The sequence below is a fragment of the Streptomyces sp. NPDC002566 genome, assembly GCF_042889585.1.
Classification (GTDB): Bacteria; Actinomycetota; Actinomycetes; order Streptomycetales; family Streptomycetaceae; genus Streptomyces.
Genome location: NZ_JBIARD010000010.1, coordinates 38,200 through 63,165, shown reverse-complemented (window position 1 = coordinate 63,165; position 24,966 = coordinate 38,200). Strand labels below are relative to the sequence as shown.

The 24,966-nt window shown below is 70.9% G+C and carries 25 protein-coding genes and 1 tRNA gene; 13 read left to right on the top strand and 13 right to left on the bottom strand.

What is annotated here, in order from left to right; all coding sequences use genetic code 11:
* The first annotated feature begins 22 nt into the window (after positions 1 to 22).
* The gene (locus ACFYXA_RS31805) at positions 23 to 202 is read left to right on the top strand and encodes a hypothetical protein (protein WP_351090455.1); all 180 of its coding nucleotides are present in this window, start codon (positions 23 to 25) and stop codon (positions 200 to 202) included.
* A gap of 93 nt (positions 203 to 295) precedes the next feature.
* On the opposite strand, the gene ACFYXA_RS31800 is transcribed toward ACFYXA_RS31805, so the two are convergent.
* From ACFYXA_RS31800 to nth, 3 genes are all read right to left on the bottom strand, one after another.
* Positions 296 to 1,495, bottom strand: a complete 1,200-nt coding sequence (locus ACFYXA_RS31800) for a MarP family serine protease (protein WP_389039446.1) — start codon at positions 1,493 to 1,495, stop codon at positions 296 to 298.
* A 93-nt stretch (positions 1,496 to 1,588) separates the two neighbouring features.
* Positions 1,589 to 2,284, bottom strand: a complete 696-nt coding sequence (locus ACFYXA_RS31795; protein ID WP_389039443.1) for an NUDIX hydrolase — start codon at positions 2,282 to 2,284, stop codon at positions 1,589 to 1,591.
* A 148-nt stretch (positions 2,285 to 2,432) separates the two neighbouring features.
* Entirely contained in the window at positions 2,433 to 3,239 is an 807-nt protein-coding gene (gene nth, locus ACFYXA_RS31790) for an endonuclease III (protein ID WP_352244937.1), read from the bottom strand.
* Positions 3,240 to 3,568: 329 nt separating this feature from the next.
* On the opposite strand from nth, the gene ACFYXA_RS31785 reads away from it, so the two are divergent.
* A complete protein-coding gene (locus tag ACFYXA_RS31785) occupies positions 3,569 to 4,243 on the top strand; it encodes a Crp/Fnr family transcriptional regulator (RefSeq protein ID WP_010031945.1) in 675 nt (224 codons plus the stop codon).
* Positions 4,244 to 4,365: 122 nt separating this feature from the next.
* The gene (locus ACFYXA_RS31780; RefSeq protein WP_389039440.1) at positions 4,366 to 5,193 is read left to right on the top strand and encodes a nucleotidyltransferase; all 828 of its coding nucleotides are present in this window, start codon (positions 4,366 to 4,368) and stop codon (positions 5,191 to 5,193) included.
* Here the strand turns inward: ACFYXA_RS31780 and ACFYXA_RS31775 are convergent.
* From ACFYXA_RS31775 to ACFYXA_RS31760, 4 genes are all read right to left on the bottom strand, one after another.
* Entirely contained in the window at positions 5,190 to 6,038 is an 849-nt protein-coding gene (locus ACFYXA_RS31775; RefSeq protein ID WP_389039437.1) for an MBL fold metallo-hydrolase, read from the bottom strand. The two genes, ACFYXA_RS31780 and ACFYXA_RS31775, sit on opposite strands and share 4 nt — an antisense overlap.
* Complete coding sequence (locus ACFYXA_RS31770) at positions 6,035 to 6,928, bottom strand: NUDIX hydrolase (protein ID WP_351090442.1); 894 nt, start codon at positions 6,926 to 6,928, stop codon at positions 6,035 to 6,037. The genes ACFYXA_RS31775 and ACFYXA_RS31770 overlap by 4 nt, the downstream gene beginning before the upstream one ends.
* An 83-nt stretch (positions 6,929 to 7,011) precedes the next feature.
* Positions 7,012 to 7,479 (bottom strand): RidA family protein, encoded by a 468-nt coding sequence (locus tag ACFYXA_RS31765; protein ID WP_389039433.1) that lies wholly within the window; start codon positions 7,477 to 7,479, stop codon positions 7,012 to 7,014.
* Positions 7,476 to 7,634: a DUF4177 domain-containing protein gene (locus ACFYXA_RS31760; protein ID WP_003967454.1), complete on the bottom strand. Its 159-nt coding sequence runs from the start codon at positions 7,632 to 7,634 to the stop codon at positions 7,476 to 7,478. The genes ACFYXA_RS31765 and ACFYXA_RS31760 overlap by 4 nt, the downstream gene beginning before the upstream one ends.
* 173 nt (positions 7,635 to 7,807) lie before the next feature.
* On the opposite strand from ACFYXA_RS31760, the gene ACFYXA_RS31755 reads away from it, so the two are divergent.
* Complete coding sequence (locus ACFYXA_RS31755) at positions 7,808 to 8,785, top strand: ArsA family ATPase (protein WP_389039430.1); 978 nt, start codon at positions 7,808 to 7,810, stop codon at positions 8,783 to 8,785.
* Positions 8,782 to 10,194: an ArsA family ATPase gene (locus ACFYXA_RS31750; RefSeq protein ID WP_352244819.1), complete on the top strand. Its 1,413-nt coding sequence runs from the start codon at positions 8,782 to 8,784 to the stop codon at positions 10,192 to 10,194. Before ACFYXA_RS31755 ends, ACFYXA_RS31750 begins: the two co-directional genes overlap by 4 nt.
* A gap of 16 nt (positions 10,195 to 10,210) precedes the next feature.
* Here the strand turns inward: ACFYXA_RS31750 and wblA are convergent, their stop codons facing one another.
* Complete coding sequence (gene wblA, locus ACFYXA_RS31745) at positions 10,211 to 10,549, bottom strand: transcriptional regulator WblA (protein ID WP_207228732.1); 339 nt, start codon at positions 10,547 to 10,549, stop codon at positions 10,211 to 10,213.
* 409 nt (positions 10,550 to 10,958) lie between these two features.
* Between wblA and ACFYXA_RS31740 the strand changes: the two genes are divergently transcribed.
* On the top strand, positions 10,959 to 13,262 hold the full coding sequence (locus tag ACFYXA_RS31740) for a transglycosylase domain-containing protein (RefSeq protein ID WP_352244817.1): 2,304 nt from the start codon (positions 10,959 to 10,961) through the stop codon (positions 13,260 to 13,262).
* Positions 13,263 to 13,514: 252 nt separating this feature from the next.
* Here the strand turns inward: ACFYXA_RS31740 and ACFYXA_RS31735 are convergent, their stop codons facing one another.
* Positions 13,515 to 13,979 carry a GatB/YqeY domain-containing protein gene (locus tag ACFYXA_RS31735; RefSeq protein WP_130438556.1) on the bottom strand — a complete coding sequence of 155 codons (465 nt, stop codon included), beginning with the start codon at positions 13,977 to 13,979 and terminating at the stop codon, positions 13,515 to 13,517.
* 142 nt (positions 13,980 to 14,121) lie between these two features.
* Here ACFYXA_RS31735 and ACFYXA_RS31730 point away from each other — a divergent pair, with 142 nt between their 5' ends.
* Both ACFYXA_RS31730 and ACFYXA_RS31725 read left to right on the top strand, forming a co-directional pair.
* Positions 14,122 to 15,048 (top strand): metallophosphoesterase, encoded by a 927-nt coding sequence (locus ACFYXA_RS31730; RefSeq protein WP_389039425.1) that lies wholly within the window; start codon positions 14,122 to 14,124, stop codon positions 15,046 to 15,048.
* A 146-nt stretch (positions 15,049 to 15,194) separates the two neighbouring features.
* A tRNA-Pro gene (locus tag ACFYXA_RS31725) sits at positions 15,195 to 15,268 on the top strand.
* Between the two features lie 200 nt (positions 15,269 to 15,468).
* Here ACFYXA_RS31725 and ACFYXA_RS31720 read toward each other — a convergent pair.
* The 4 genes from ACFYXA_RS31720 to ACFYXA_RS31705 all read right to left on the bottom strand — a co-directional run bounded on the left by ACFYXA_RS31720 (position 15,469) and on the right by ACFYXA_RS31705 (position 18,829).
* The gene (locus ACFYXA_RS31720; protein WP_389039422.1) at positions 15,469 to 16,008 is read right to left on the bottom strand and encodes a hypothetical protein; all 540 of its coding nucleotides are present in this window, start codon (positions 16,006 to 16,008) and stop codon (positions 15,469 to 15,471) included.
* A 567-nt stretch (positions 16,009 to 16,575) separates the two neighbouring features.
* Positions 16,576 to 18,093, bottom strand: a complete 1,518-nt coding sequence (locus ACFYXA_RS31715; RefSeq protein ID WP_389039418.1) for a LacI family DNA-binding transcriptional regulator — start codon at positions 18,091 to 18,093, stop codon at positions 16,576 to 16,578.
* A gap of 51 nt (positions 18,094 to 18,144) precedes the next feature.
* Positions 18,145 to 18,501 carry a helix-turn-helix domain-containing protein gene (locus ACFYXA_RS31710; protein ID WP_389039415.1) on the bottom strand — a complete coding sequence of 119 codons (357 nt, stop codon included), beginning with the start codon at positions 18,499 to 18,501 and terminating at the stop codon, positions 18,145 to 18,147.
* A 70-nt stretch (positions 18,502 to 18,571) separates the two neighbouring features.
* Complete coding sequence (locus ACFYXA_RS31705; RefSeq protein WP_389039412.1) at positions 18,572 to 18,829, bottom strand: helix-turn-helix domain-containing protein; 258 nt, start codon at positions 18,827 to 18,829, stop codon at positions 18,572 to 18,574.
* Positions 18,830 to 19,342: 513 nt separating this feature from the next.
* On the opposite strand from ACFYXA_RS31705, the gene ACFYXA_RS31700 reads away from it, so the two are divergent.
* The 5 genes from ACFYXA_RS31700 to ACFYXA_RS31680 all read left to right on the top strand — a co-directional run bounded on the left by ACFYXA_RS31700 (position 19,343) and on the right by ACFYXA_RS31680 (position 24,894).
* A complete protein-coding gene (locus ACFYXA_RS31700) occupies positions 19,343 to 20,275 on the top strand; it encodes a hypothetical protein (RefSeq protein ID WP_389039408.1) in 933 nt (310 codons plus the stop codon).
* Entirely contained in the window at positions 20,272 to 20,973 is a 702-nt protein-coding gene (locus ACFYXA_RS31695) for an ATP-binding protein (protein WP_389039683.1), read from the top strand. Before ACFYXA_RS31700 ends, ACFYXA_RS31695 begins: the two co-directional genes overlap by 4 nt.
* Before the next feature lie 230 nt (positions 20,974 to 21,203).
* Entirely contained in the window at positions 21,204 to 22,490 is a 1,287-nt protein-coding gene (locus tag ACFYXA_RS31690) for a hypothetical protein (protein WP_389039405.1), read from the top strand.
* Between the two features lie 182 nt (positions 22,491 to 22,672).
* Positions 22,673 to 23,164, top strand: coding sequence for a mobilization protein (locus ACFYXA_RS31685; RefSeq protein ID WP_389039402.1), 492 nt, complete (start codon positions 22,673 to 22,675; stop codon positions 23,162 to 23,164).
* Positions 23,161 to 24,894 carry a relaxase/mobilization nuclease domain-containing protein gene (locus ACFYXA_RS31680; protein WP_389039399.1) on the top strand — a complete coding sequence of 578 codons (1,734 nt, stop codon included), beginning with the start codon at positions 23,161 to 23,163 and terminating at the stop codon, positions 24,892 to 24,894. Before ACFYXA_RS31685 ends, ACFYXA_RS31680 begins: the two co-directional genes overlap by 4 nt.
* Positions 24,895 to 24,966: the final 72 nt, after the last annotated feature.

The following is a 24,966-nucleotide window of genomic DNA, read 5'->3' as shown; positions in this document are numbered from 1 at the left end:
GGGCAGGGGCAGAGGTCCCGGTATGGGCTGGACGCACGACTACAGTGACGCAGCACGCACCCGCCGCTCGGCCTCCGGCCTGAGCTCCCACCGGCGAGGTGCCGCCCCGCAAGAGGGCAGCGAACTCCGGGTGGGCATTCCGCGCATCCTGCGCCGCCGGGCCCGCTGGGTCTCGGTACGCCTGCGTCATCCTCGCGGCTGACGAGGCGCGCACCCCCGGCATTCGTCGGCCGCTGGGGCGCTTCCCCAAGGTCCTGGACACCGGGCACCCCCGGGCCGCGCCGTCACGTCCGCGTCACAGCGCGCAGTTGTCGCTGTCCACTTCCTGGCTGGCGGTGCGCCCCCGGGTGATGTCCTGCCGGATCTCGTCCGCGGTGAGCGCGTAACCGGTGCGGGCGTCGTCGAGGGACTTCGCGAAGACCACGCCGTACACCTCGCCCTGCGGGGTGAGCAGCGGGCCGCCGGAGTTGCCCTGGCGGACCGTCGCGTACAGCGAGTACACCTCTCGGCGGACCGTGCCGCGGTGGTAGATGTCCGGGCCGCTGGGCGTTATGCGCCCGCGTACGCGCGCGGCGCGCACGTCGTACGCGCCGTTCTCGGGGAACCCGGCGACGATCGCCCCGTCACCGGTCGCCGCGTCCTCGGCGGCGAACTTCAGGACGGGCGCGTCGAGGTCGGGCACGTCGAGGACGGCGATGTCGCGCTTCCAGTCATACAGCACGATCTTCGCGTCGTACTTGCGGCCCACACCGCCTATCTGGACGGTGGGCTCGTCCACGCCGCCCACCACGTGCGCGTTGGTCATCACCCGGCGCTCGCCGAAGACGAAGCCGGTGCCCTCCAGCACCTTGCCGCAACTCTCCGCGGTGCCCATCACCTTGACGATGGAGCGCTGCGCGCGGGTGGCCACGGCGCTGCCCGCGAGGGCCGGGTCGGGCGGCCGGACGTCGGTGATCGGCTCGTTGGCGAACGGGCTGAAGACCTGCGGGAAGCCGTTCTGCGCGAGGACCGAGGAGAAGTCCGCGAACCAGGTGTCGGCCTGGTCGGGCAGCGCCTCGGAGACCCCTTGCAGCACCGTGGAGCTGCGGACCTCCTTGCCCAGTGTGGGCAGGGTCGTCCCGGCCAGGGCGGACCCGATCAGCCACGCCACGAGGAGCATGGCGACGACGTTGACGAGGGCGCCGCCGGTCGCGTCCAGCGCGCGGGCCGGGGACCAGGTGATGTACCGGCGCAGCTTGCTGCCGAGGTGCGTGGTCACGGCCTGGCCGACGGAGGCGCAGACGATCACCACGATGACCGCGACGACGGCGGCCGCGGTGCTCACCTCGGAGTTCTCGGTCAGGGTGTCCCAGATCACGGGCAGCAGGTAGACGGCGACGAGGCCGCCGCCCAGGAAGCCGATCACCGAGAGGATGCCGACGACGAAGCCTTGGCGGTAGCCGACGACCGCGAACCAGACGGCCGCGATCAGCAGCAGGATGTCGAGCACGTTCACCGTTTCAGGCCTCGCCTCTTTCTTCCCGGCCGCGGCGGGCCGGCCGGGCTCCGGGGGCCGGCTCCTCGGGTGGACACAGCACGGGACACCCTGTCACGACCGCCAGTCGAGCGGCACCAGCTTGTCGCGGTCCCAGGGCCGCTCCCAGCCCGCGTAGTGCAGGAGGCGGTCGATGAGGCCGGCGGTGAAGCCCCACACCAGGGCCGATTCGACGAGGAACGCGGGGCCCCGGTGGCCGCTGGGGTGGTGAGTGGTGGCGCGGTGCGCGGGGTCCGTGAGATCGGCCACGGGGACCGTGAAGACGCGGGCGGTCTCGTTGGGGTCGACCACGCCGACCGGGCTGGGCTCGCGCCACCAGCCGAGGACGGGCGTGACGACGAAGCCGCTGACCGGGATGTACAGCTTGGGCAGCACGCCGAAGAGCTGGACGCCCGACGGGTCGAGCCCGGTCTCCTCCTCGGCCTCGCGCAGGGCGGCTCTGAGCGGTCCGTCGCCGTGCGGGTCGCCGTCCTCCGGATCCAGGGCGCCGCCCGGGAACGAGGGCTGCCCCGCGTGGGAGCGCAGGGAGGTGGCGCGCTCCATGAGCAGCAGCTCCGGCCCGCGCTCCCCCTCCCCGAAGAGGATCAGGACGGCCGACTGGCGTCCCGCCCCGTCCTCCGGGGGCAGGAAGCGGCTCAGCTGGAGCGGCTGGACCGTCTCCACCGCGTGCACGACCGGGTCCAGCCAGGCGGGCAGCCCGGCCCTGCTGAGCGTCACGCTGCCGCCCTGTGTGTCGCTCGCGTGTGCCATCGCCGCACCACCCCCCGTTCTTCCGAGTCCAACGCCCGAGCGGCCGTGAATCGTTCCAGGGGGCGGGCGGACCTCGGAGCGCGGGCGACCCGGGTGACCCCGGCGGCCGCTCCCCACGCCTCCGGGGAGGTTCCCTTCGGCCCCGCCGTCACCCGGCCCCCAGCGGCGGAGCCGGCTTGCCGCCCGCGTCCAGATAGGACTGCGGCGGGTCGAGGCGCTGGCCGGGGAAGCCGCCCTTCTCGTACTTCAGCAGCTTCCTGGCCTTCTCCGGGTCCGTCTCGCCCTCGCCGTACGCCGGGCACAGCGGGGCGATGGGGCAGGCACCGCAGGCGGGCTTTCGGGCATGGCAGATCCGGCGGCCGTGGAAGATCACGCGGTGCGAGAGCATCGTCCAGTCGCTCTTGGGGAAGAGCGCGCCGACGGCGGCCTCGATCTTGTCCGGCTCGCTCTCCTCGGTCCACCGCCAGCGCCTCACCAGCCGCTGGAAGTGCGTGTCCACGGTGATCCCGGGGCGGCCGAACGCGTTGCCGAGCACCACGAAGGCGGTCTTGCGGCCGACGCCGGGCAGCTTGACGAGGTCCTCCAGGCGGCCCGGAACCTCCCCGTCGAACTCCTCCACCAGTGCCTTGGAGAGCCCTATGACCGACCTGGTCTTGGCGCGGAAGAAGCCGCACGGACGGAGGATCTCCTCGACCGCCTCGGGATCGGCCGCGGCCAGGTCCTCGGGGGTGGGGTACTTCGCGAACAGGCCGGGCGTCGTCTGGTTCACGCGCAGGTCGGTGGTCTGGGCGGACAGGACCGTGGCGACCAGCAGCTGGAAGGGGTTCCGGAAGTCCAGTTCGGGATGGGCGTAGGGGTAGACCTCGGCCAGTTCGCGGTTGATACGGCGGGCCCGGCGGACGAGAGCGGTCCGGGACTCGGGTTTCCTGTCGGCGGCGGTCTTCTTCACAGGCACCTTCTTCGTCGCCTTCGCGGCCTTCTCACCTCCGCCGGAGGCCTGTTCGCCCACGGCGGAATCGCGATGTACAACCACCCGTCCAGCTCCCTTGGCCTGTGCTCTCACCGGCGATTTGGACACCCGGCCAGCCTAAAGCCCCCCACCGACATCCGCCCCGGACCCTGAAGATCGGCCCCCAATTGGACCCCTGCCGCTTACCCCAGCACATGTGTGCGGCATCCTTGTGACAGATCACACTGTTTGGACCGTCCGGCAAACTGGGGAACACGGTCCCCTGGCACACGGGGGATCAAGGTCCCCTGAGCAGGTCGACAAAGGGAGAACTCGTGGACGACGTCCTCCGGCGTAACCCGCTCTTCGCGGCTCTCGACGACGAGCAGGCCGCGGAGCTCCGCGCCTCCATGAGCGAGGTGACGCTCGCCCGTGGCGACTCCCTGTTCCACGAGGGAGACCCAGGCGACCGGCTCTACGTCGTCACCGAGGGCAAGGTCAAGCTCCACCGCACGTCTCCGGACGGCCGAGAGAACATGCTCGCGGTGGTCGGTCCCGGCGAGCTGATCGGCGAACTGTCGCTGTTCGACCCGGGGCCGCGTACGGCGACCGCCACCGCGCTCACCGAGGTCAAGCTGCTCGGTCTGGGCCACGGCGACCTCCAGCCCTGGCTGAACGCCCGCCCCGAGGTGGCCACCGCGCTCCTGCGCGCCGTCGCCCGGCGCCTGCGCAAGACCAACGACGCCATGTCCGACCTGGTCTTCTCGGACGTCCCCGGCCGTGTGGCCCGGGCCCTGCTGGACCTCTCCCGCCGCTTCGGCGTGCAGTCGGAGGAGGGCATCCACGTCGTCCACGACCTCACGCAGGAGGAGCTGGCCCAGCTGGTCGGCGCGTCCCGCGAGACCGTCAACAAGGCACTGGCGGACTTCGCGCAGCGCGGCTGGCTGCGCCTGGAAGCGCGCGCGGTCATCCTGCTGGACGTGGAGCGGCTCGCCAAGCGCTCCCGGTGACCGCCGCCGGGTGAGGCCGGCGGCGTACGGAAACGCCGCGCCCTCGCCCGTGACGCCCGGCGAAGGTCGCGGCGTATGAAAATGCCGCGCCCGTCCGGCCCGCGCGCGTGCACAGTGGCCCCATGACGGCAGCGGTTCACCGAGGTCTCGATCCACAGGGGTACATCGCGCGCGAAGGGTCCCTCGCACGCGTGCCGGACGCGTTCCGTCCCGTCGTGGCCGCGGCGCGCGACCGCCTGCCGGGCGTCTTCGGGGCGCGGCTGCACAGCGCGTACCTCTACGGGTCGATCCCGCGCGGCACCGCGCGCGTGGGGCGCAGCGACCTCGACCTGCTGGTCGCCCTGCACGAGGAGCCGGACGACGCCGACCGGGCCGCGGCCGGCGCGCTGGGCGACGCGCTCGACGCCGAGTTCCCGCAGATCGACGGCGTCGGCACGCTCCTCCACGGCCGGGCACGGCTGCTCAGCGACCTGGAACGGCACGACATGGGCTGGTTCGTGGCCTGCCTGTGCACTCCGCTGCTCGGGGAGGACCTCGGGGCCCGCATGCCCCGCTACCGGCCCGACTCCGTCCTCGCCCGGGAGACCAACGGCGACCTGGCGCTGCTGCTCCCCCGCTGGCGCGCGCGGATCGCCGCGGCGGCCGACTCGGAGGAGGCCCGGCGCCCGCTCGTGCGCTTCATGTCCCGGCATCTGGTGCGCACCGGGTTCACCCTGGTCATGCCCCGTTGGAACGGCTGGACCAGCGATCTGCACGAGATGGCCGAGGCGTTCGCCGCATACCACCCCACGCGCGCGGAGCAGCTGAGGGCGGCGGCCGTCCTCGGCTGCGACCCGACGGGCGACTGGGACGTCCTGAGCCACTACACCGGCGACCTCGGGCCCTGGCTCGCGACGGAGTACGCGCGCGTGCACGGCGTGAAGGCCCCCAGGCCGGAGGACGGGGCCTAGGGCAGCGACCCGCCCTGGATCAACCCGTGCTCCGTCAGGTACTCCAGTTGCGCCCGCACCGACAGCTCGGCCGCCGGCCACAGGGAGCGGTCCACGTCGGCGTACACGTGTGCGACGACGTCGGCGGCGGCGCTGTGGCCGTCCTCCACGGCCGTCTCGACCTGGGCGAGGCGGTGCGCGCGGTGGGCGAGGTAGAACTCGACGGCGCCCTGGGCGTCCTCCAGGACGGGCCCGTGGCCCGGGAGGACCGTGTGGACGCCGTCGTCGACGGTGAGGGACCTCAGACGGCGCAGGGAGTCCAGATAGTCGCCCAGACGGCCGTCGGGATGCGCCACGACGGTCGTGCCGCGGCCGAGGATCGTGTCCCCGGTGAGGACCGCCCGGTCGGCCGGGAGGTGGAAGCACAGCGAGTCTGCGGTGTGTCCGGGCGTCGGGACGACCCGCAGCTCCAGTCCGCCGACGGTGATCACGTCGCCGGCGGCCAGGCCCTCGTCGCCGAGCCGCAGCGCGGGGTCCAGGGCGCGCACCTTGGTGCCGGTCAGCCCGGCGAAGCGGGCGGCGCCCTCGGCGTGGTCGGGGTGGCCGTGCGTGAGCAGGGTCAGGGCGACGCGCTTGCCGGCCGCCGCGGCGGTGTCGACGACCGTGCGCAGATGGCCGTCGTCCAGCGGGCCCGGGTCGATGACGACGGCCAGGTCCGAGTCCGGCTCGGAGACGATCCAGGTGTTGGTGCCGTCCAGGGTCATCGCGGAGGGGTTGGGCGCGAGGACGTTGACCGCGCGCGCGGTGGCGGAGCCGCTCAGGACACCGCCCCGGGGCTGGCCGGGAAGGGCTGCTGCGTCCGTCATGCGGTGGCTCCACCTGTGGGGATGTGCTTGGTGAACTCGTCGTGTCCGGGCCAGGACAGCACGACCGCGCCGTCCTCCAGCCGGGCCCGCGCCAGCACGGGGGTCATGTCGCGGCCGGGAGCCGCGGCGAGCGCCTCGGCGGCCGTGGCGCACCCGGTCAGCTGGCGCAGGGTGGCGATGGTGGGCGGCATCATCAGCAGCTCGCCCCGGTCGTAGGAGGCCGCCGCGTCCTCGGGGCGGATCCACACCGTGCGGTCGGCCTCCGTGGAGGCGTTGCGGGTGCGCTGGCCCTCGGGGAGCGCCGCGACGAAGAACCAGGTGTCGTAGCGGCGTGCCTCGAACTCCGGCGTGATCCAGCGCGTCCAGGCGCCCAGGAGGTCGGAGCGCAGGACCAGGCCCCGCCGGTCAAGGAACTCCGCGAAGGACGTCTCACGGGCCACGAGGGCCGCCCGGTCGGCTTCCCAGTCGTCGCCGGTGGTGTCGCCGACGACGCAGTCGGGGGCCGGACCGGCGAGCAGGACGCCCGCCTCCTCGTACGTCTCTCGTACGGCCGCGCAGACGATCGCCTGGGCGCTCGTGACGTCGACGCCGAGCCGCTCGGCCCACCACGCGCGCGTGGGGCCCGCCCAGCGCACATGCCGGTCGTCGTCCCGTGGGTCGACGCCGCCGCCCGGATACGCGTACGCGCCTCCGGCGAAGGCCATGGAGGCGCGTCTGCGCAGCATGTGAACGTAGGGGCCGCGGTCGGTGTCCTTCAGGAGCATGACCGTGGCCGCGCGCTTGGGGGCGACGGGCGTGAGGGCTCCGTCCGCGAGCGCACGGATGCGTTCCGGCCACTCCGGGGGAAACCACTGACCGTTCGCCTGCCCACGCGCGTGCCCACTCGCCATGGCCGCGAGGCTATCCCGTGGGGAGCGAATGTTCGAGAGGTCCCGAGGTCAGCGCACGGCTTCCGCGTTCACGATGTCCGCGTTCACGAAGCGGTGAGCTCCACCTGGATCTCCACCTCGACCGGCGCGTCCAGCGGCAGCACCGCGACGCCCACCGCGCTGCGCGCGTGCACGCCCTTGTCGCCGAGGACCTCGCCGAGCAGTTCGCTGGCGCCGTTCAGGACACCCGGCTGGCCGGTGAAGTCCGAGGCCGAGGCGACGAAGCCGACGACCTTCACCACGCGCGCGACACGGTCCAGGTCGCCCGCGACCGACTTGACGGCGGCCAGGGCGTTCAGGGCGCAGACGCGGGCCAGGTCCTTGGCCTCCTCGGCGGTGACCTCCGCGCCGACCTTGCCGGTGACCGGCAGCTTGCCGTCCACCATGGGCAGCTGGCCGGCCGTGTACACGTACGGCCCGGACTGCACGGCGGGCTGGTAGGCCGCGAGGGGCGGCACGACCGCCGGCAGCGTCAGACCCAGTTCGGCGAGCTTCGCCTCGACCGCGCTCACGCCTTCTCCCGCTTCAGGTAGGCGACGAGCTGCTCGGGGTTGTTCGGCCCGGGCACGACCTGGACGAGCTCCCAGCCGTCCTCGCCCCAGGTGTCCAGAATCTGCTTCGTGGCGTGGACGAGCAGCGGCACGGTTGCGTATTCCCACTTGGTCATGGGGCGACTGTATCCGCTGCCGGGGCGCGGTCCGCCGCAGGTGCCCGCGGTGCACGGCGGGGCCCGGCGGCGCATCCGGCGGGGCGTCGCGTCCCGGGCCATGTGGCCGATTGGAGCACCGTTGTCCACAGCCTCCCGGTTGGCTCGGCCGCCGACTGGTTACGCTCGAAGACGTGAGCAGGCTCCAGGTCGTCAGCGGTAAGGGCGGGACCGGAAAGACGACGGTCGCCGCCGCCCTCGCGCTGGCCCTCGCCACGGAGGGGAAGCGGACGCTTCTCGTCGAGGTGGAGGGTCGGCAGGGCATCGCCCAGCTCTTCGAGACGGAGGCGTTGCCCTATGAGGAACGGAAGATCGCCGTCGCGCCGGGCGGGGGTGAGGTGTACGCGCTCGCCATCGATCCCGAACTGGCCCTTCTGGACTATCTCCAGATGTTCTACAAGCTCGGGAGCGCGGGGCGGGCGCTGAAGAAACTGGGCGCGATCGACTTCGCCACCACCATCGCGCCCGGCCTGAGGGACGTGCTCCTCACCGGCAAGGCGTGCGAGGCGGTGCGCAGGAAGGACCGCGGCGGCCGGTTCGTCTACGACCACGTCGTGATGGACGCCCCGCCGACCGGCCGCGTCACCCGCTTCCTGAACGTCAACGACGAGGTCGCCGGCCTCGCCAAGATCGGCCCTATACACAATCAGGCGCAGGCCGTGATGCGGGTGCTGAAGTCCTCCGAGACGGAGGTGCATCTGGTGACGCTGCTGGAGGAGATGCCCGTCCAGGAGACCGCCGACGGCATCGCCGAACTGCGCGCGGCGAAGCTCCCGGTGGGGCGGGTCGTCGTCAACATGGTCCGCCCGCAGGTGCTGGACGCGCACGGGCTGGAAGTCGTACGGACGGTGGGTCGTTCCTCTGTCGCACGGTCGTTGTCGGCCGCGGGGCTCGGCGGGGCGCGGCGCGGCGGCCATGCCGAGCGGCTGGTGGACCCGCTGCTGGAGCAGGCCGAGGAGTACGCCGAGCGGTACGCGCTGGAGCAGGAGCAGCGGGCCGTCCTCGGCGAGCTGGGCCTGCCGCTGCACGAACTGCCGCTGCTCGCCGAGGGGATGGACCTCGCGGGCCTGTACGAACTCGCCACGGAACTGCGGAAGCAGGGGATGTCATGAGTCCGGACCAGGCGCAGGCGCAGGAGGGCGGCGCGTCGCAGGAGGAGGGCTCGCCCCTGACACCGGCGCAGGAAGGCGGTTCGGCGCGGGTGTCGGAGGGCGGCGGCCGTCGGCTCGCGTACGCGCGTGTGCTGGACGTCGATCCCCTGCTCGACGATCCGAAGACCCGCATCGTGGTGTGCTGCGGATCGGGCGGGGTCGGCAAGACGACGACGGCGGCGGCGCTGGGCCTCAGGGCGGCCGAGCGGGGCCGCAAGGTGGTCGTCCTCACCATCGACCCGGCGCGCCGGCTCGCGCAGTCCATGGGCATCGACTCGCTCGACAACACCCCGCGCCGCGTCAAGGGCGTCGAGGGGGACGGCGAGCTGCACGCGATGATGCTCGACATGAAGCGCACCTTCGACGAGGTCGTCGAGGCGCACGCCGACCCCGAGCGGGCGGCCTCCATCCTGGGCAATCCCTTCTACCAGTCGCTCTCGGCGGGCTTCGCGGGCACGCAGGAGTACATGGCGATGGAGAAGCTGGGGCAGCTGCGGGCGAAGGACGAGTGGGACCTGATCGTCGTCGACACCCCGCCGTCCCGCTCCGCCCTGGACTTCCTGGACGCTCCCAAGCGGCTCGGATCGTTCCTGGACGGCCGGCTGATCCGGCTGCTGACTGCGCCGGCGAAGCTGGGCGGACGCGCGGGGATGAAGTTCCTCAACGTCGGGATGTCGATGATGACCGGCACGCTCGGCAAGCTGCTGGGCGGCCAGCTCCTCAAGGACGTCCAGACGTTCGTCGCCGCGATGGACACCACGTTCGGAGGCTTCCGCACGCGCGCGGACGCGACGTACAAGCTGCTGCAGGCGCCCGGGACGGCGTTCCTCGTGGTGGCGGCGCCCGAGCGGGACGCGCTGCGGGAGGCCGCGTACTTCGTGGAGCGACTGGCCGCCGAGAAGATGCCGTTGGCCGGCCTGGTGCTCAACCGGGTCCATGGCAGCGGGGCCGCCCAGCTGTCCGCCGAGCGGGCGCTCGCCGCCGCCGAAAATCTTGAGGAGCCCCGCATTGTGGATCAGGACGGCGGGAAAGCTGGACTTCGTAACTCTCCCGAAACGCACGGCAGTTCAGAAGCTTCCGCAGCATCCCCCACACCCGGCGGCCAGCCGGGCGGGACGCACACAACCGACGCAGATCACAGCACGGACCAGAGCGCCGATCAGCTCACCGCGGGCCTGCTGAGACTGCACGCCGACCGTATGCATCTGCTTTCCCGCGAGCAGCGCACGCGGGACCGCTTCATCGCGCGCCACCCCGAGGTGGCGGTGGCCGAAGTGGCCGCGCTGCCCGGCGACGTCCACGACCTCGCGGGACTGCGGGACATCGGCGGCCGCCTCGCGGCCGGGCGCACGGAGCTGCCCGACGCCTGAGCGGGGGGCGTCGCCCTCAGCTCACGGCCGCGTAGTGCGCGTACACCTGGTCGTCGTCGAGCGGCACGATGCCCGCTCCACGCTCGTACTCCGAGCGTGCCGTCTCCAGGAGGCGGCGCCAGGAGGTCACCGTCGGCCGCCGGCGCAGCAGTGCGCGGCGCTCGCGCTCCGTCATGCCTCCCCACACGCCGAACTCGACGCGGTTGTCGAGCGCGTCGGCCAGGCACTCGGTCCGCACCGGGCATCCGGTGCACACCGCCTTGGCCCTGTTCTGCGCTGCTCCCTGAACGAACAGTTCATCCGGATCGGTAGTGCGGCAGGCGGCCTGCGCACTCCAGTCGGTAACCCAGCCCATACCGGCGCCGTCCTCTCCCGAATCGAGGCTCCCCCACGGCGGCAGCGGCATATTCACCGCCGCCAGTTGAGGACGTTACGGAAGGCGGGCACAGCGCAACACCCCCTTCGGGCCCAATCTTGAATGGCCCGAACGGACTATGGGTAAGCGGCAGATCACCCGGGGGAGTGAGCCTGCGACATACAGGACTATCCCGAAGCAAACGGGACAGTTCTATCGAGTCACAACGGATGCCTGGTGACACACAAGGCGAATTCGGACACGCCCCCGTCAAAAAAACCGGGGAACTTCCGGAACGATTCGGGGTCGCCGGACGTATTGATACGTAGCCCTGCTGCTGTGACAGTTGAGAGCAGCTTAGGCCAACGCCTATACGCGTGTCCGGCGAATGAGAACGTAGGCTGCCCCCATGCCAAAAAAGCGCTCGGGTGGTGGCCTGACGGCGACGCAGCAGGCCGCCAAGTTCCTCGGTGTCAGTGTGCTCTCGGGAGCCGTGCTGGCCGGCATCGCGCTGCCGGCGTTCGGCGCGCTGGGCCTGGCCGCCAAGGGGACCGTGGAGTCCTTCGACGAGCTCCCGGCCAACCTCAAGACACCGCCGCTGAGCCAGCGCACCTCGATCCTCGACGCCCAGGGCAAGCCGATCGCCACGGTCTACTCCCGTGACCGCACGGTCGTCGACCTCGCGAACATCTCGCCGTACATGCAGAAGGCGATCGTCGCCATCGAGGACTCCCGCTTCTACGAGCACGGGGCGGTGGACCTCAAGGGCGTCCTGCGCGCGCTCAACAAGAACGCGCGCAGCGGAGAAGTGGCCCAGGGCGCGTCCACGCTCACCCAGCAGTACGTGAAGAACGTCTTCGTCGAGGAGGCCGGCGACGACCCGACGAAGGTCGCGCAGGCCATCCAGCAGACCATCGGCCGCAAGATCCGCGAGCTGAAGTACGCGATCCAGGTCGAGGAGGAGCTCGGCAAGAAGAAGATCCTCGAGAACTACCTGAACATCACCTTCTTCGGGCAGCAGGCCTACGGCGTGGAGGCCGCCTCCCAGCGGTACTTCTCCAAGCGCGCCAAGGACCTGACCCTCCCGGAGGCGGCCCTGCTGGCCGGCATCGTCCAGTCGCCGAGCCGCTACGACCCGGTCAACGACGAGGCCGAGGCCACCAAGCGCCGCAACACCGTGCTGCAGCGCATGGCCGAGGTCGGCGACGTCTCGGCGGCCGACGCGGCCAAGGCGCAGAAGGCCCCGCTGGGCCTGAAGGTCACCAAGCCGAAGAACGGCTGCATCACGGCCGTCCAGGGCGCCAGCTTCTTCTGCAAGTACGTGGAGCGGGTCTTCCTCAGCGACCCGGTCTTCGGAAAGACGAAGGAGGAGCGGTCCAAGGTCTGGAACCAGGGCGGCCTGACCATCCGCACGACGCTCGACCCGCAGACCCAGAAATCCGTCCAGGAGTCGCTGAAGGACCACGTCTACAAGACGGACAAGGTCGCCGCGGCCGCCACCATGGTGGAGCCCGGCACCGGCAAGATCCTCGGCATGGGCCAGTCGAAGCCGTACGGCTACGGCAAGAACGAGACCGAGTACAACTACTCGGTCAACAAGGCGATGGGCGGTTCGAACTTCGGCTTCCCGACGGGTTCGACGTTCAAGCCGTTCGTGGCCGCGGCCGCGCTGGAGCAGGGCCGGCCCGTCAACCAGGCCTACCCCGCGCCGTACGAGATGCCGTACCCGGACACCGTCCAGACGTGCAGCGGCAGGCCCTGGGTCAACGACGGCAGGCCGAAGTACAAGCTGGAGAACGAGTCGGAGACCGAGGTCGGCCCGTTCGAGTTGAAGAAGGCGATGGAGCTCTCGGTCAACACCTACTTCGTGCAGATGCTCGCCGACATCGGCATGTGCCCGGTGGTGAAGATGACCAACGCCCTCGGTGTGGTCCAGGGCAACGGCGACAAGGTGCCCGAGGTGCCGTCGTCGATGACGCTCGGTTCGACCGGCCTCTCGCCGCTGACGATGGCGAGCGCGTACGCCGCGTTCGCCTCGCGCGGCATGTACTGCACGCCGATCGCCATCGAGTCCATCACCCAGACCGTGGGCGGCCAGAAGAAGTCGCTCGAGGTCCCGAAGTCGACCTGCTCGCGCGCGATGAGCGAGAAGACCGCGGACAGCATCAACACGCTGCTCAGTGGTGTGACGGACTCCGGCACGGGCCGTCAGGCAGGTCTGTCCGGCCGTGACAACGCCGGCAAGACGGGTACGACGGACGAGCGCAAGAACGCCTGGTTCGTCGGCTACACCCCGAACCTCTCGGGCGCCGTCTGGGTCGGCAGCGCCACCCAGAAGGTCAAGATGACCAACATCACCATCGGCGGCCGCTACCACTCCCAGGTCTACGGCGGCGACACCCCCGGCCCCATCTGGCGGGACGCCATGACCGGCGCGCTGGAGGGCAAGGAGGCCGGGCAGTTCACCATGGTCGACATCCCGGACCCCGCCCCCGAGCGGAAGGGCGACGGGAACGGCGACGGCCGCGGCAACGACGGGAACAAGGGGAACAACGGCGGCAACGGCAACGAGGGCTTCATCGGAGGCCTCTTCAACGGCGGCGCGTCGAACGGCGGTGCCGCGAACGGCGGCATCACCCTCCCGGACAACCTGTTCCAGGGACAGGGCAACGGCGGGAACCACGGACGCAACGGCTCCGGCGGACGCCGGTGAGGACACCGCCGCGCCCGGCTGAGCGGGCGGGCGGCTCCTGAGCCGCGGACCTGCTCACGCGTGACGAACGGCCCCTGCTTCCCTTACGGGAGGCGGGGGCCGTCGGTTTGGGCGGGGCGGGTGGCGTGCACCGGCTGGGCCGCACGGGCAGCCTGGTTGCCTACGGACGCACGGGCAGGCAGGTGGCCTAGGGCCCCAAGGACGGGCAGGTGGCCTACTGACGCACGGACAGGCTGGTGGCCTACGGACCCGTCAGCCGGCGAGAAGCTTCTTGACCGCGGCGGCGACACGACCGCCCTCGGCCAGGCCGGCCACCTTCGGGTTCACGATCTTCATGACGGCGCCCATGGCCCGCGGACCCTCGGCCCCGGCGGCCTTCGCCTCCTGGACGGCCTGGGCGACGATGCCGTCCAGCTCCTCGTCGCTGAGCTGCTTGGGCAGGTACTCGGCGAGGACCTCGCCCTCCGCCTTCTCCCGCTCGGCCGACTCGGCGCGACCACCCTGCGCGAAGGCCTCGGCGGCCTCCCGCCGCTTCTTCGCCTCGCGGGTGATCACCTTCTGCACCTCGTCGTCGGAGAGCTCGCGCTTCTCCTTGCCCGCGACCTCCTCCTTGGTGATCGCGGCGAGCGTCAGCCGGAGCGTCGAGGAGCGGAGCTCGTCGCGCTCCTTGATCGCGGCGTTGAGGTCTTCCTGCAGCTTCGACTTGAGCGTGGTCATAGGTGAGATTGTCGCAGGTGCGCACGGCGCGGCGCCCGTACATTTAAGGGGCGGCGACTCAGGGGCACTTGGGGGACGACCGAGGGAGGTCTCAGGGGGCCGCGAGGTCGGAACCACGTCCTCCGTCTGACACGATGGACGTATGCGCGCGCGATACGGAGTACCACTGTCCCTCGCGGCGGCAGGCGCCGCCGGTCTGGTGTACGCGGCGGGTTTCGAGGCCCGCTCCTTCCGCCTGCGGAGGGTGACGGTCCCCGTCCTGCCCTCCGGGATGCGCCCCCTGCGCGTGTTGCAGGTCTCCGACATCCACATGGTGAGCGGGCAGCGCAAGAAGCAGCGCTGGCTGCGCTCGCTGGCCGGCCTGCGCCCCGACTTCGTGATCAACACGGGCGACAACCTGTCCGACCCGGAGGGCGTCCCGGAGGTCCTGGACGCGCTCGGCCCGCTGATGGAGTTCCCCGGCGCGTACGTCTTCGGCTCCAACGACTACTACGGCCCGAAGCTGCGCAACCCCGCCCGGTACCTGCTGGAGAAGGCCCAGGGCCGTCACGGCCTGAACGGCAACCCGCCGGCCGTCGACGTCGTCCACAACCCGTGGGAGGACCTGCGCGACGCTTTCGACGGCGCGGGCTGGCTGAACCTGACGAACGCGCGCGGCACGCTGAAGACCGAGGGCGCGTCGGTGGAGCTGACGGGACTGGACGACCCGCACATCAAGCGGGACCGGTACGCGCGGGTGGCCGGCGGACCGTCGAGCGGCGTGGACTTCTCGATGGGCGTGGTGCACGCCCCGTACCTGCGGACGCTGGACGCGTTCACGGCGGACGACTACCCGCTGATCCTCGCCGGCCACACTCACGGCGGCCAGCTGTGCATCCCGTTCTACGGCGCCCTCGTCACCAACTGCGACCTGGACACCGACCGCGTGAAGGGGCTGTCCACGCACACGGCGGAGGGCCGCACGTCGTACCTGCACGTCTCGGCCGGCTGCGGCACGAGCCGCTACACCCCGGTACGTTTCGCCTGCCCGCCGGAGGCGACGCTGCTGACGCTGATCGAAAAGGAGTAGCGGAGGCCCGAACCGGGACGCAGAGCGCCCCGCCCCCGCCCCGCCGGCAACGTCCCCGGCCCCCTGCGGCACCACCGCAAAACCGGATTTCGTCTCCGGCCACCAGTGGGCTAAAGTAAACGACGTCACCGCGACAGCAGTGACATCGGGGTGTAGCGCAGCTTGGCAGCGCGCTTCGTTCGGGACGAAGAGGTCGTGGGTTCAAATCCCGCCACCCCGACGCCGTAGTACCAGGTCAGGGGCCTGATCCGCTTAGCGGGTCGGGCCCCTGAGTGGTTCCGGGGGCTTTTTTGGGAGCCGTTTGGGAGCCAACGTCGGAACCCGGCTCCCCTGGTCGCTCCCCTTCCTCCCCACCATGGCAGCGCCTGACATGTCACGGAGAAACCGTTGACGCGTTCTACCGCGACAGCGGACTCAGGCTTACGGCTCGGCGTCGTTGTCCGACGGGTCCTGCCGCTTCAGTCGCTTCAGCACGCGCGATGTCGCGGGCACGGCAGTTTCAGACCACCAGCGTCGCGCGTGCGGAGCCGCGATCTGCGCAGCCTTCGCCCCGACCAGCAGCGCAGCAGTGATCGCAACCGTTCGCAGATCGACATGCATACCAGTGCTACCGGGTGCACCCTGGTCAGTGGCACCGACCGGCTCGGCTTCGGCGACGGTCACGTCGTCGTCAGGGAACGACTCGGCGGGCTCGGGCGGAGTTGGCGCATTGGCCATGTCGTTCAGCAGAGCCGCGAGAGTCTCATCGCTCCATGTCGTTGTGGTCCACTGGCGGTAATAGTGCAGGGACCTGACGTTGCCCCTGTAATGATCCTCTTGGCTGCCGTACTTCTCTCCCTTGTCGGTTAGGGAGTACGCACCTGGCTCGCCTGTCAGGTAGCCATACCTGTGCAGCAGCACGTTCATCTCCCGCCCGGTTCTGCCGATCTCCCGGCCGAGCACAGTTGCCGATTTACCCACCGCTCCCGCACCTCCCCGCTCGGCCGGGCGCAGACAGGCTCCCGGCATCCCCAAGACAGGGAAAGCTACCCGGTGCCACGGCCTAGTGCAGGGCAATTGCGGCATTCGTTTGCACGGCTCACGTGCGAGGGTGGGCGTCGCGCACAGGTCTTCTGAGATCCGGTAACGCGATCATGATCCATGGGGCAGGGTTGCCGGGCAGTGTCCTGGTACAGGACATACAAGATGCCCTGCAGGCACAGCTGGCCATCCACCAGCTTCGGCCCCGGTGACCGCTTGGGCCAGAGTGAGCAGCGGTTCAATCCGCCCACAAGTCGTCGTCCACGATCCACGGCCGAGTCGTCACACGGCACGAGCGGTCGAATCATCACATCGGTCAAGACTGACCAGGGCACCTCAGCAAGATTACGAGCTCTGAGGAGCGAGCCTTGACGGCGATCACCGCGCCGACGCCATGTCTCCCCTAACGGCGAGCCCCAAAGGTCGCGGGCTGAAACAGGGGCGTCCGGACGCCGCTCCCCGAGGCAAAGACACTGCCCCGCAGGCATGCTGCGGGGCAGCCTAGCGCTACCGAAGGGCGACCGCGCGGGCGCGCAGGAGATCATTCAGCAGGCGCACTGGTGACGTCGGGCGCAGTGCCAGTCTGACTTCAAGCGCCGACTCCCATTGCTCGGTCAGCCCCAGCTTGAGGCGCTGCCGCATTCCTGGGGTGACGTGGGCATAGCGCGCCGAGACCGAGCCGTCGATGTGGCCCATGCGTTCGTCCATGAGCACCTTCTCGGTTCCCAGGTCCTCCATCATCGTCCGGTGGGTGTGGCGAAGGCCGTGGGGCGTGAGCCCCTTGGCTATCGGGAGCCAGCAGGCGTCGGCCCGATCGCTGGCACCCCGCCCCCGTGCTGGGACACCGGGCCACGGCTCGCCGAGCAAGGACACCGGCCGTGGCTCCTGTGGTGCCTTCTTCGGGTACCAGCCGGAGACCGCCGGCGTGAACAGCCAGGTCGCGAAACCGTTCCTGCGCCAGTGAGCGGCATGCTCCGGTACGACGCCGCCCCGGACGAACCGGAGGTCCGTGATGGTCTGCTCGACCTTCGTTCGCGTGGCCTCGGTGACCCGTTCGGGGTGGTTGAGGACGTTGGACACCGTGCCATTCGAAACGCCGGCACGACGGGCGACGTCGACGAGCTTCGCGCCCTGGTGGCCCCCGGTACGGGCCGCACCCTGTCCTCGGAAGACGTAGGTCTTGCCGTGGCAGGGGCACGGCTTGGGCTTTATGCGGGCGATGTGGTTGGCGACCAGCGCGGACAGCCAGTCCATCGAGTCGATGGTGCGGTAGCTGTCGTCCTTCGGCGGGCAGCGCACCAGCTCCCCTGTGTCGAGCTCGTACAGCTGCCACTCGACCCGGACGGCTCCAGGGCGGACGAACGCGGTCTCCAGGCCGACGATCTCGCCCCAGCGCATGCCGGTGTACCCCTTGAGGACCACGGCGACGAACTCGTCGTCGCGGCCGGAGAGCAGGGCGGCGCGCTCGGCGGTCAGCAGGATGCCGAGCGCGTCGGTGACCACCTTCTCCGGACCACGGTCCCGGGAGCGGCCGGCGCGCTTGCCCCTTCCGCGCCGCCGGGCGGCTGGGTTGGACGTGATCAGGCCCTCGTCGATCGCGTCTTCGAAGATCAGGTGGAGCGTCGAGCGCCAAGTCTTGACGCTGGAGGCGGCATAGAGGGCCTTCTCCTTCTTCTCCCACAGGTCGACGTCCGTGCGCAGGATGCCGGCGAGCGCCTTGTCCTCGAACTCGGGGAGGAGGTGCTCTTCGATGTGGCGCTTGTAGTTCTGCATGGTGGAGGCGGCCAGGTCCTGGGCCTCGTACCAACGGTTCGCGTACTCGCCGAAGGTCTCATGGCCGAGGGCTGGGTCGCGCCAGTCGCCGCGACGGTACTTGTTCTCAGCCTCAGCCGCTGCCCGCTGGGCCTCGCCCTTGGTGGCGAACCTGATCGCCTTGCCGTTCTCGTCGACGACCGTGTTGTGCTTGCCGGGCGCGACCTTGTACCGGCCGCGCCAGTAGTTTCCGCGCTTCTCCGCGAAACCCAAGTCTCGCTGTCCCCCTCTTCCTTGTCCTCGGCTACAGCAGATTGGATCGGGTCACGCGACAGTGCCGTACTGCTGCTGTCGACGCGGCGGGCGGGCCCGCAGGCGGGTCGCTGGCGCCACGGCAGGGCGGCGAGGTTGCGCGGAGCCGGTCTGCGTACCGGGCTCGGAGAGCGGCTCGGTCGCCCGTGCGGCTGTCTGCGCGGGCTGGGCCGGGCGCTCCTCGTAGAGACGGATGATCTCGGCGAGATGCCCGGCGGTGAAGCGGTAGGCGCGGCCAACCCGGGTGTGCGGTATCAGGCGCCGTCGCGCGCGGTCCTTGACCCACCAGGCCGAGCAGCCGAGGGTGTCGGCGATCTCCTCGGGGCGGTAGAGGCGGGGCGGAGGGGCGTCGGACGGCCTGTGGGGCACGGGCGCGGGCGTGGATCGGTGCAAGGGGGCGGCTCCTGGTCGGGAGGTCGGGGAGGGCTGCGTGGGCAGGTCAGGCGGCGCCCGGCCCCTGGAGGAGGGCGGCGGGTGACACCTGCAGGGCTGCGGCGATGGCGACGAGGTCGTCGATATCGCATCGCCGCTTGGCGAGTTCGATGCGGGACAGCATCGTGTTGGACATAGGGCCGCCCAAAGCGGTACAGCGCGCGGCGAGTTGGCGCTGCCCAAGGCCGCGTTCGATGCGGAGGTTTTCGATGGTGCGGGCCACCGTCAATCCTGCGGGTCCTATTTCCAGAGATCGTGCTGCCATAGCTCCCAGTTGTAGCGTGCATTCGGCGGTTTGGATAACCGCAGATCGTCGGCTATGTTGCGCCGCACTCAATCGGTGAGCGAGGCGGTCGGGGTGCTGCGCAAGGCCGGATCCCCGAACGGGACCCGGCATCAGAGACCCTCTCTGACGTGGGGTGTTGTGTTGTAGCTTCGTCACTCGCAGGACGTCAACGGCTTCCCGATGTGATCCTTCTGGCTCGGGATGCGGGGCAACTATTTGGTCAACCGCCGATCGTGCCCTACCGTTTTCGCACCGCCCTCGCCGACTCGATTTCCAGCGGCATTTCTGCCGTGAGAGATTGCGCCGGATAGGGCTGGACTTGCGCGACCTAGGTGTGGCTATGTTGACGACACCCCGGAAAGCGCGAGCGTCCATCAACGCTCCCAGCGTCAACGGCCAGACACTCCACGCCTCTTCACGCCCGACCCGCCCCCAACCGACGGTGAACCGTGGGCACCCAGCCCACCGGCCACCGAGTGAGGACCGCCCCTCTTGGCACGAATCCGCACCATCAAGCCGGAAGCCTTCGTCTCCGAGTCCCTGGCCGCCGTCTCCCTGACCGCCGAGCGCACCTTCTTCGGCCTTCTCACCCAGGCTGACGACCAGGGCCGGCACCGCGACCACGCCGCGATCATCGCCGGGCAGCTGTGGGTACTGCGCCCGGAACACACGCCTGGCGCTGTCGAGCAGGACCTCGCCCAGCTCGCCGACGCCGGGCTGATATGCCGGTACAAGGGCCCGGGCGACAAGCGCTACCTGCACATCGTCACCTGGCGGCAGCATCAGAAGATCAATCGCCCCAGCGCGAGCCGCCTTCCCGCCTGCCCGCACCACGACACGCAGGCTCGCACCGCGCCCGGCGTCGATGCGCCGACTGCGGGAGCCGGCATCACGGAGCCCGCACCGCAGCCTCACGGAGCCCTCCGTGAGGGCTCCGGGCGAATACGCGAGCCTGCGGTGAATCCGGGCACCGATGACGAAATAGCAGGTCAGGGCGATTTCAGTGAGCTCTCCGTGAGACAGCGGGGAGAGCTCAGTGAGGGAGCGGTGACGCCTCAGCGTCCGGATCTAGGACCTAGGATCATGGATCTAGGAAATACCCCTTCGGGGGGCGCGAGCGCCCCCGCACCCCACGCCGTCTCGGCCAGCGAGCTCATCGCCGAGTACGCCGCCGCTTGCACACACCGTCCGCCCAAGGACGTCCTGGGCCATCTCGCTCGCGAGGTGCGCAAGCTGCTCGGCGAGGGCATCGCCCCCGCCCACATCCGGGCCGGCCTGGAACGGCACCGCGCCAAGGGCCTGCACCCCAGCACTCTGCCGAGCCTCGTGCACGAGGCCATGAACGCGGCCCCCGCCGCGCCGGTTGTCCACAGGGCGTGGACAAACCCCGCCGATGTCGAAGCCGCCTACGGAGGTGACCTCTGACCGCCACCCTCACCCGCGAGCCCCACCGGGTCGGCCCGCTCGCCGACCGGCTCAACGGCATCCTTGCCAGTCGCGGCATCGACCTCGCCACCGCCGCCGTCGAGGAAGGGCACGTCGAGCCCGTCACCGCGCTGGAACTCGCCGACGCCAGGATCCCCGCCCGCTACCGCCCCGCCCTGGCCGACCACCCGAAGGTCACCGCCTGGGCCGACGAGATCGCCCGCGCCGGACGCCCCGGCCCCGGTGGGCCGGGCATCGCTGAGGGCCCGTCGCTGCTGATCGCCGGCCCCACGGGCACGGGCAAGACATACCAGGCGTACGGCGCCATCCGCACCCTGCTCGCCCGAGGGGTCCGTCTGCGCTGGGAAGCGACCACCACCGCCGACTTCCACGCGCGCCTGCGCCCCCGCGCCGGCCACGACGCCGAACGGGAGCTGCAGACCCTGGCGCGCTGCCCGCTGCTGTTCCTGGACGACCTCGGCGCGGCCAAGACCAGCGAATGGACCGAGGAGCTGACCTACCGGCTCATCAACCACCGGTACGAGCACATGCTCCCCACCCTCATCACCACCAACCTTCCGATGGAGCAGCTGCGCGTCACCCTCGGTGACCGCGTCGCCTCCCGCCTCGCCGAGATGACGGAGCGCGTCATCCTCGACGGCCCCGACCGACGACGCCGCACAGCGCCCGCCGCCTGACTGGCCGCCTCAGCGCCCTCTCCTGGCCGACCCCGCCGCATCACCTGCTCTCACACCAGCCCTGCCCGCGCCAGCCACTCGCGTAGGCGCTTGCAGCGCTCCGTCGATTCGCCCTTCGCCCTCAATCCTCGACGCCTTGGAGCCCCCTCCTGCCTCCTCTCAGCCCCGTCCCCCTCGCCATACGGATCAGCGGCACGCCGCTCCTCCCTGACTGGGCCACCTCTCCGGTGATGACCGTGGCGCTCCTCATCCCGCCTGTGCTGCTCGGCCTGCTCGCCGGGTGGCTGATCCGCCAGCAACGCCGCCGGCGGCATCACACCAACCGCTGGCGTGGAACCGCCGCGGTGCCGGTCGCGGCCGTGGCTGCGCTCGGCTGCACCGCGTACAGCGCGGACACCAGCTGGCGGTTCGCCGCCGACTACCTCGACATGGGTGGCACCACCGAACGCGTCGCGATGTTCGCCGCCGCCGAGCTGGCCCTGTTCGCCACCGCCCTGATGGCCCGGCAGAACCTCAACGGCCCGAAGCAGGCACCGGGCCTGCCCGGCACCCTCACCTGGGTCATCACCGCAGTCCAGGTTCTGCCCGCCTACGCCGAGTCCGGGCCGGTCGGTGGCACCGTGCGAGCCTTCGTCGGCCCCGTCATGGCCGCGATGCTGTGGCACCTGGCCATGGGCATCGAGCTGCGCCACCGCACCCCCGACGCCGCCTCACGCGGCCTGGCCGCCGTCCTCGTCCGCCAGGCCCGCGAACGCCTCCTGGCTCGACTCGGCATCGCCGACCAGGACGCCGATGCCGCCCGCCTCATCCGCGACCGCGCACTGAGCGAAGCCGTCGCCCTCATCCTGCGCGCCGAGTCGATGACCGACCGCCAGCGCGGAAAGCGGCGGCAACGACGCCTGGCAGAGCGCCTGCACGAGGCCCTGGAGCGGGCCGGCGTCGACGGGGACCCGGTCCAGGACGAGCTGCTGCTGCGCAAGCTCGCCACCCGCAAGCAGGCCCTCAGCCTCGCCACCATCACGCTGCCTCCGCGCTGGCACATCCCGGCCTCGTCTCCCGCACCTGAATCCGGGCACAGCCGCCCGCGTTCCGCACGCCGGGAACCGCAGCCGCGGGCAGAGGACGCTGCTCGCCCACACCCATCAGACCCGGGTGATGACGAGGTGCCTCCGGCTGCCCGCCCGCAGCACTCACACTCGGGGCCCGGGCTGCCCGCACGGGCAGAAGCCGAAGAAAACCCGGCGCCGACGGGCAGCAGCTCGGGCAGCGTGTCGGGCAGGCGCGAGCGGAAGGCGGCTGCCCGGAAGAAACGCGACGCGGGGAGATCCCGTGCCTCCGACGAGGTCATCCTCAAGCACACCCGCCGCATCTACGAGGAGACCAGCAGCGTCGGACGCGACCGGGTCGAGGACGCTCTGCGCGCCGCCGGCTACACCGTCTCCAGCGACGGCGTCGGACGAGTCGTCCGCGAGTTCAAAACCCAGCTCAAAACCGCAGCCGGCGATCCACCCCGCTGATCCCGCCTGCACCAGAGTTCTCAACCAGACCCCGACCGAAAGGCCCCATGCACACCCCGCACCACGAAGACCCCATGCCCCATGAGGAATCCCTGCCGACCACCCCCGCCCCGAGCACAGCAAGTTGGAGGTCCGGACACTCCCCCGCAGGGGGAGCGCCCGAACCCGACCCCGCCCCAGGGGTGGCGGGGCCCGTCCGGCACCAGGGGGCGCCGGACGGGAAGGCTGCGACCGAGGGCGGACCGCAGCCAGGCAAGGCCAGCCGCAAGGGCAAGGCCAGGAAGGGGAAGTCGCGTCCGCGCGACAAGAAGCAGCGCCCCGCTCACAGCGTCCGCCTCAACGAGCTAGAACTCGCCGTCATCCAGTCCGGTGCCGACCACGTCGGCATGAGCGTGGCCGGGTTCCTGGCCCACTCCGCCCTGGCCGCTGCCCGCGACCAGTCCCGCACCGCAGCGGCCATCGCCACCGAGCGGGACATCCTGACTGCCCTGTTCGGTGTGCGCCGTCAGCTCGGCTGGGCGGGCGGCAACGTCAACCAGATCGCCAAGGCTCTCAACTCGGGTGCCGATGTACCGCACTTCGCCGCTGCCCTCGCTGACCTGCAGCGTGCCGCGCAGGCTGTCCAGCGAGCAGCCGACAGGGTTGCCAACGGGCAGGAGGGCGAGGCGGCTTGATCCCCCGGATCCATCAGCAGGGCAGCAACACCCTCGGGCTCCTGCACTACCTGTACGGCAAGGGCACCCACGAGGAGCACATCGACCCGCACCTGGTCGCTTCCTTCGACGGCATGGCGCCCGACCCCGGCCGCGACCCTTCGGTCACGAAGAAGGACCTCCAGCACCTCCTCGACCAGCCCCTGTCCCTGCTCGACGCGGGCCAGCGTCCCGGCAAGCACGTCTGGCACTGCTCGGTGCGCGCCGCGCCCGACGACCCGATCCTGTCCGACGAGCAGTGGGGCGACATCGCCCGCCGCATGGTCGCCGCCACCGGCATCGACCCCGGCGATGGCGCCGGCTGCCGCTGGGCAGCCGTCCGCCATGCCGACGACCACATCCACATCATCGCCACCCTCGTCCGCGAGGACGGTCGCCGCCCTAACCACCACCGATCCGGTAAACGCGCCCAGGCCGAGTGCCGGCTGATCGAAAAGGAACTCGGCCTGCACCAGATCGCGCCCGGGGACGGCACCGCCGCCAAGCGGGCCACCAGCGCCGAGCGGCACAAGGCCGAACGCACCGGCAGGGAGCACCCGGCGCGCGAGGAGCTGCGGGAGACCGTACGGCGCACGGTGGCCGGCACCGACAGCGAGGAGGAGTTCTTCGACCGGCTCGCCTCCGCCGGTCTGCTGATCCGCAAGCGCGTCGCGCCCTCAGGTGACCTGCTCGGCTACAAGGTCGCGCTGCCCGATGACCGCAACGGTGAGACGGAGCCGGTGTTCTACGCGGGCTCCACGCTCGCCCCCGATCTGTCCCTGCCCCGCATCCGCGAACGCTGGTCGCTTCCCGCAGAGGCCACTTCGGCGGACGGCTCTGGGCGGGAGCAGCCGGCCCTGCCGGACGTGACAGGTCCGGCGTTCGCGCGGCGTCGGGCCAGCGCCGCCACCTGGCAGGCTTTGTTGATCATCGACCAGGGCGACGATGGCACGGCAGCGGCGCAGATCGCCGCGGCGGGGGAGATCCTGGACGCGCTGGCCAAGACCTCCGCCGCCCACACCCGCAAGGAGCTGCGCGAAGCAGCCTTCGCATTCGAGCGGGCCAGCCGCTCCCACATCAGGGCCGTACGCGGGCACGACCGCGCCCTGCGCCAGGCCGCCCGCGACCTCATCCACAGCGGGACCGCCCTCGGCCGCGGGGAAGACGGCGCCACCACCGCCATGCTCATCGACATGGCCTTCTTCCTCGCCATCGCCGCGGCGAACTGGCACGCGAAGAAGGAGCACGCGCAGCAGGCCGCCGCAGCTCAGCAGGCAGCCGAACACCTCCGCGCCGCCTACCAAGCCGCAGCAGCCCAGCCGATGGCTGTCCTGCGGCAGCGAGGCCAGCGTCTGACGCCGCGTGTTCGGCAACGGCACGCCGCCCTGCTCCAGCAAGTGCTGCCGGAGCTGGCCGAGCGGATCCGCGCCGAGGCCGGCTGGGCCGCCTTGGCCGCCACCCTCGACGACGTCCGGAAGGCCGGCCACGACCCGGCCGTTCTGCTGGCCGACGCCTCCCGACGACGTGAGCTAGACACCGCCGACTCCATCAGCAACGTCCTGGTGTGGCGCCTGCGCCGCAGTGCCCACCTGCTGGCCCTACCCGCAAGCCCCGACGCAACGGCCACCATGGGCACTCGGCGCACCGCATCCCCGGCGCCCGTCACGCAACCGGCCACCAGCGCCGTGAACGACCCCAGCCGACGGCGCTGACCAGCGAAAAAGAGGCGAAACATAGCCGACGATCGGCGGTTGGCCAAACCGGCGATCCTCCGGACCATTGGT

What these genes read in the sequence shown, in the direction of transcription:
- ACFYXA_RS31805 (WP_351090455.1), top strand. Translation starts at nt 23, where the DNA reads ATGGGCTGGACGCACGACTACAGTGACGCAGCACGCACCCGCCGCTCG.
- ACFYXA_RS31795 (WP_389039443.1), bottom strand. Translation starts at nt 2,284, where the DNA reads ATGGCACACGCGAGCGACACACAGGGCGGCAGCGTGACGCTCAGCAGG.
- ACFYXA_RS31780 (WP_389039440.1), top strand. Translation starts at nt 4,366, where the DNA reads ATGACGGCAGCGGTTCACCGAGGTCTCGATCCACAGGGGTACATCGCG.
- ACFYXA_RS31775 (WP_389039437.1), bottom strand. Translation starts at nt 6,038, where the DNA reads ATGACGGACGCAGCAGCCCTTCCCGGCCAGCCCCGGGGCGGTGTCCTG.
- ACFYXA_RS31770 (WP_351090442.1), bottom strand. Translation starts at nt 6,928, where the DNA reads ATGGCGAGTGGGCACGCGCGTGGGCAGGCGAACGGTCAGTGGTTTCCC.
- ACFYXA_RS31760 (WP_003967454.1), bottom strand. Translation starts at nt 7,634, where the DNA reads ATGACCAAGTGGGAATACGCAACCGTGCCGCTGCTCGTCCACGCCACG.
- ACFYXA_RS31750 (WP_352244819.1), top strand. Translation starts at nt 8,782, where the DNA reads ATGAGTCCGGACCAGGCGCAGGCGCAGGAGGGCGGCGCGTCGCAGGAG.
- wblA (WP_207228732.1), bottom strand. Translation starts at nt 10,549, where the DNA reads ATGGGCTGGGTTACCGACTGGAGTGCGCAGGCCGCCTGCCGCACTACC.
- ACFYXA_RS31740 (WP_352244817.1), top strand. Translation starts at nt 10,959, where the DNA reads ATGCCAAAAAAGCGCTCGGGTGGTGGCCTGACGGCGACGCAGCAGGCC.
- ACFYXA_RS31735 (WP_130438556.1), bottom strand. Translation starts at nt 13,979, where the DNA reads ATGACCACGCTCAAGTCGAAGCTGCAGGAAGACCTCAACGCCGCGATC.
- ACFYXA_RS31730 (WP_389039425.1), top strand. Translation starts at nt 14,122, where the DNA reads ATGCGCGCGCGATACGGAGTACCACTGTCCCTCGCGGCGGCAGGCGCC.
- ACFYXA_RS31705 (WP_389039412.1), bottom strand. Translation starts at nt 18,829, where the DNA reads ATGGCAGCACGATCTCTGGAAATAGGACCCGCAGGATTGACGGTGGCC.
- ACFYXA_RS31690 (WP_389039405.1), top strand. Translation starts at nt 21,204, where the DNA reads ATGACCGTGGCGCTCCTCATCCCGCCTGTGCTGCTCGGCCTGCTCGCC.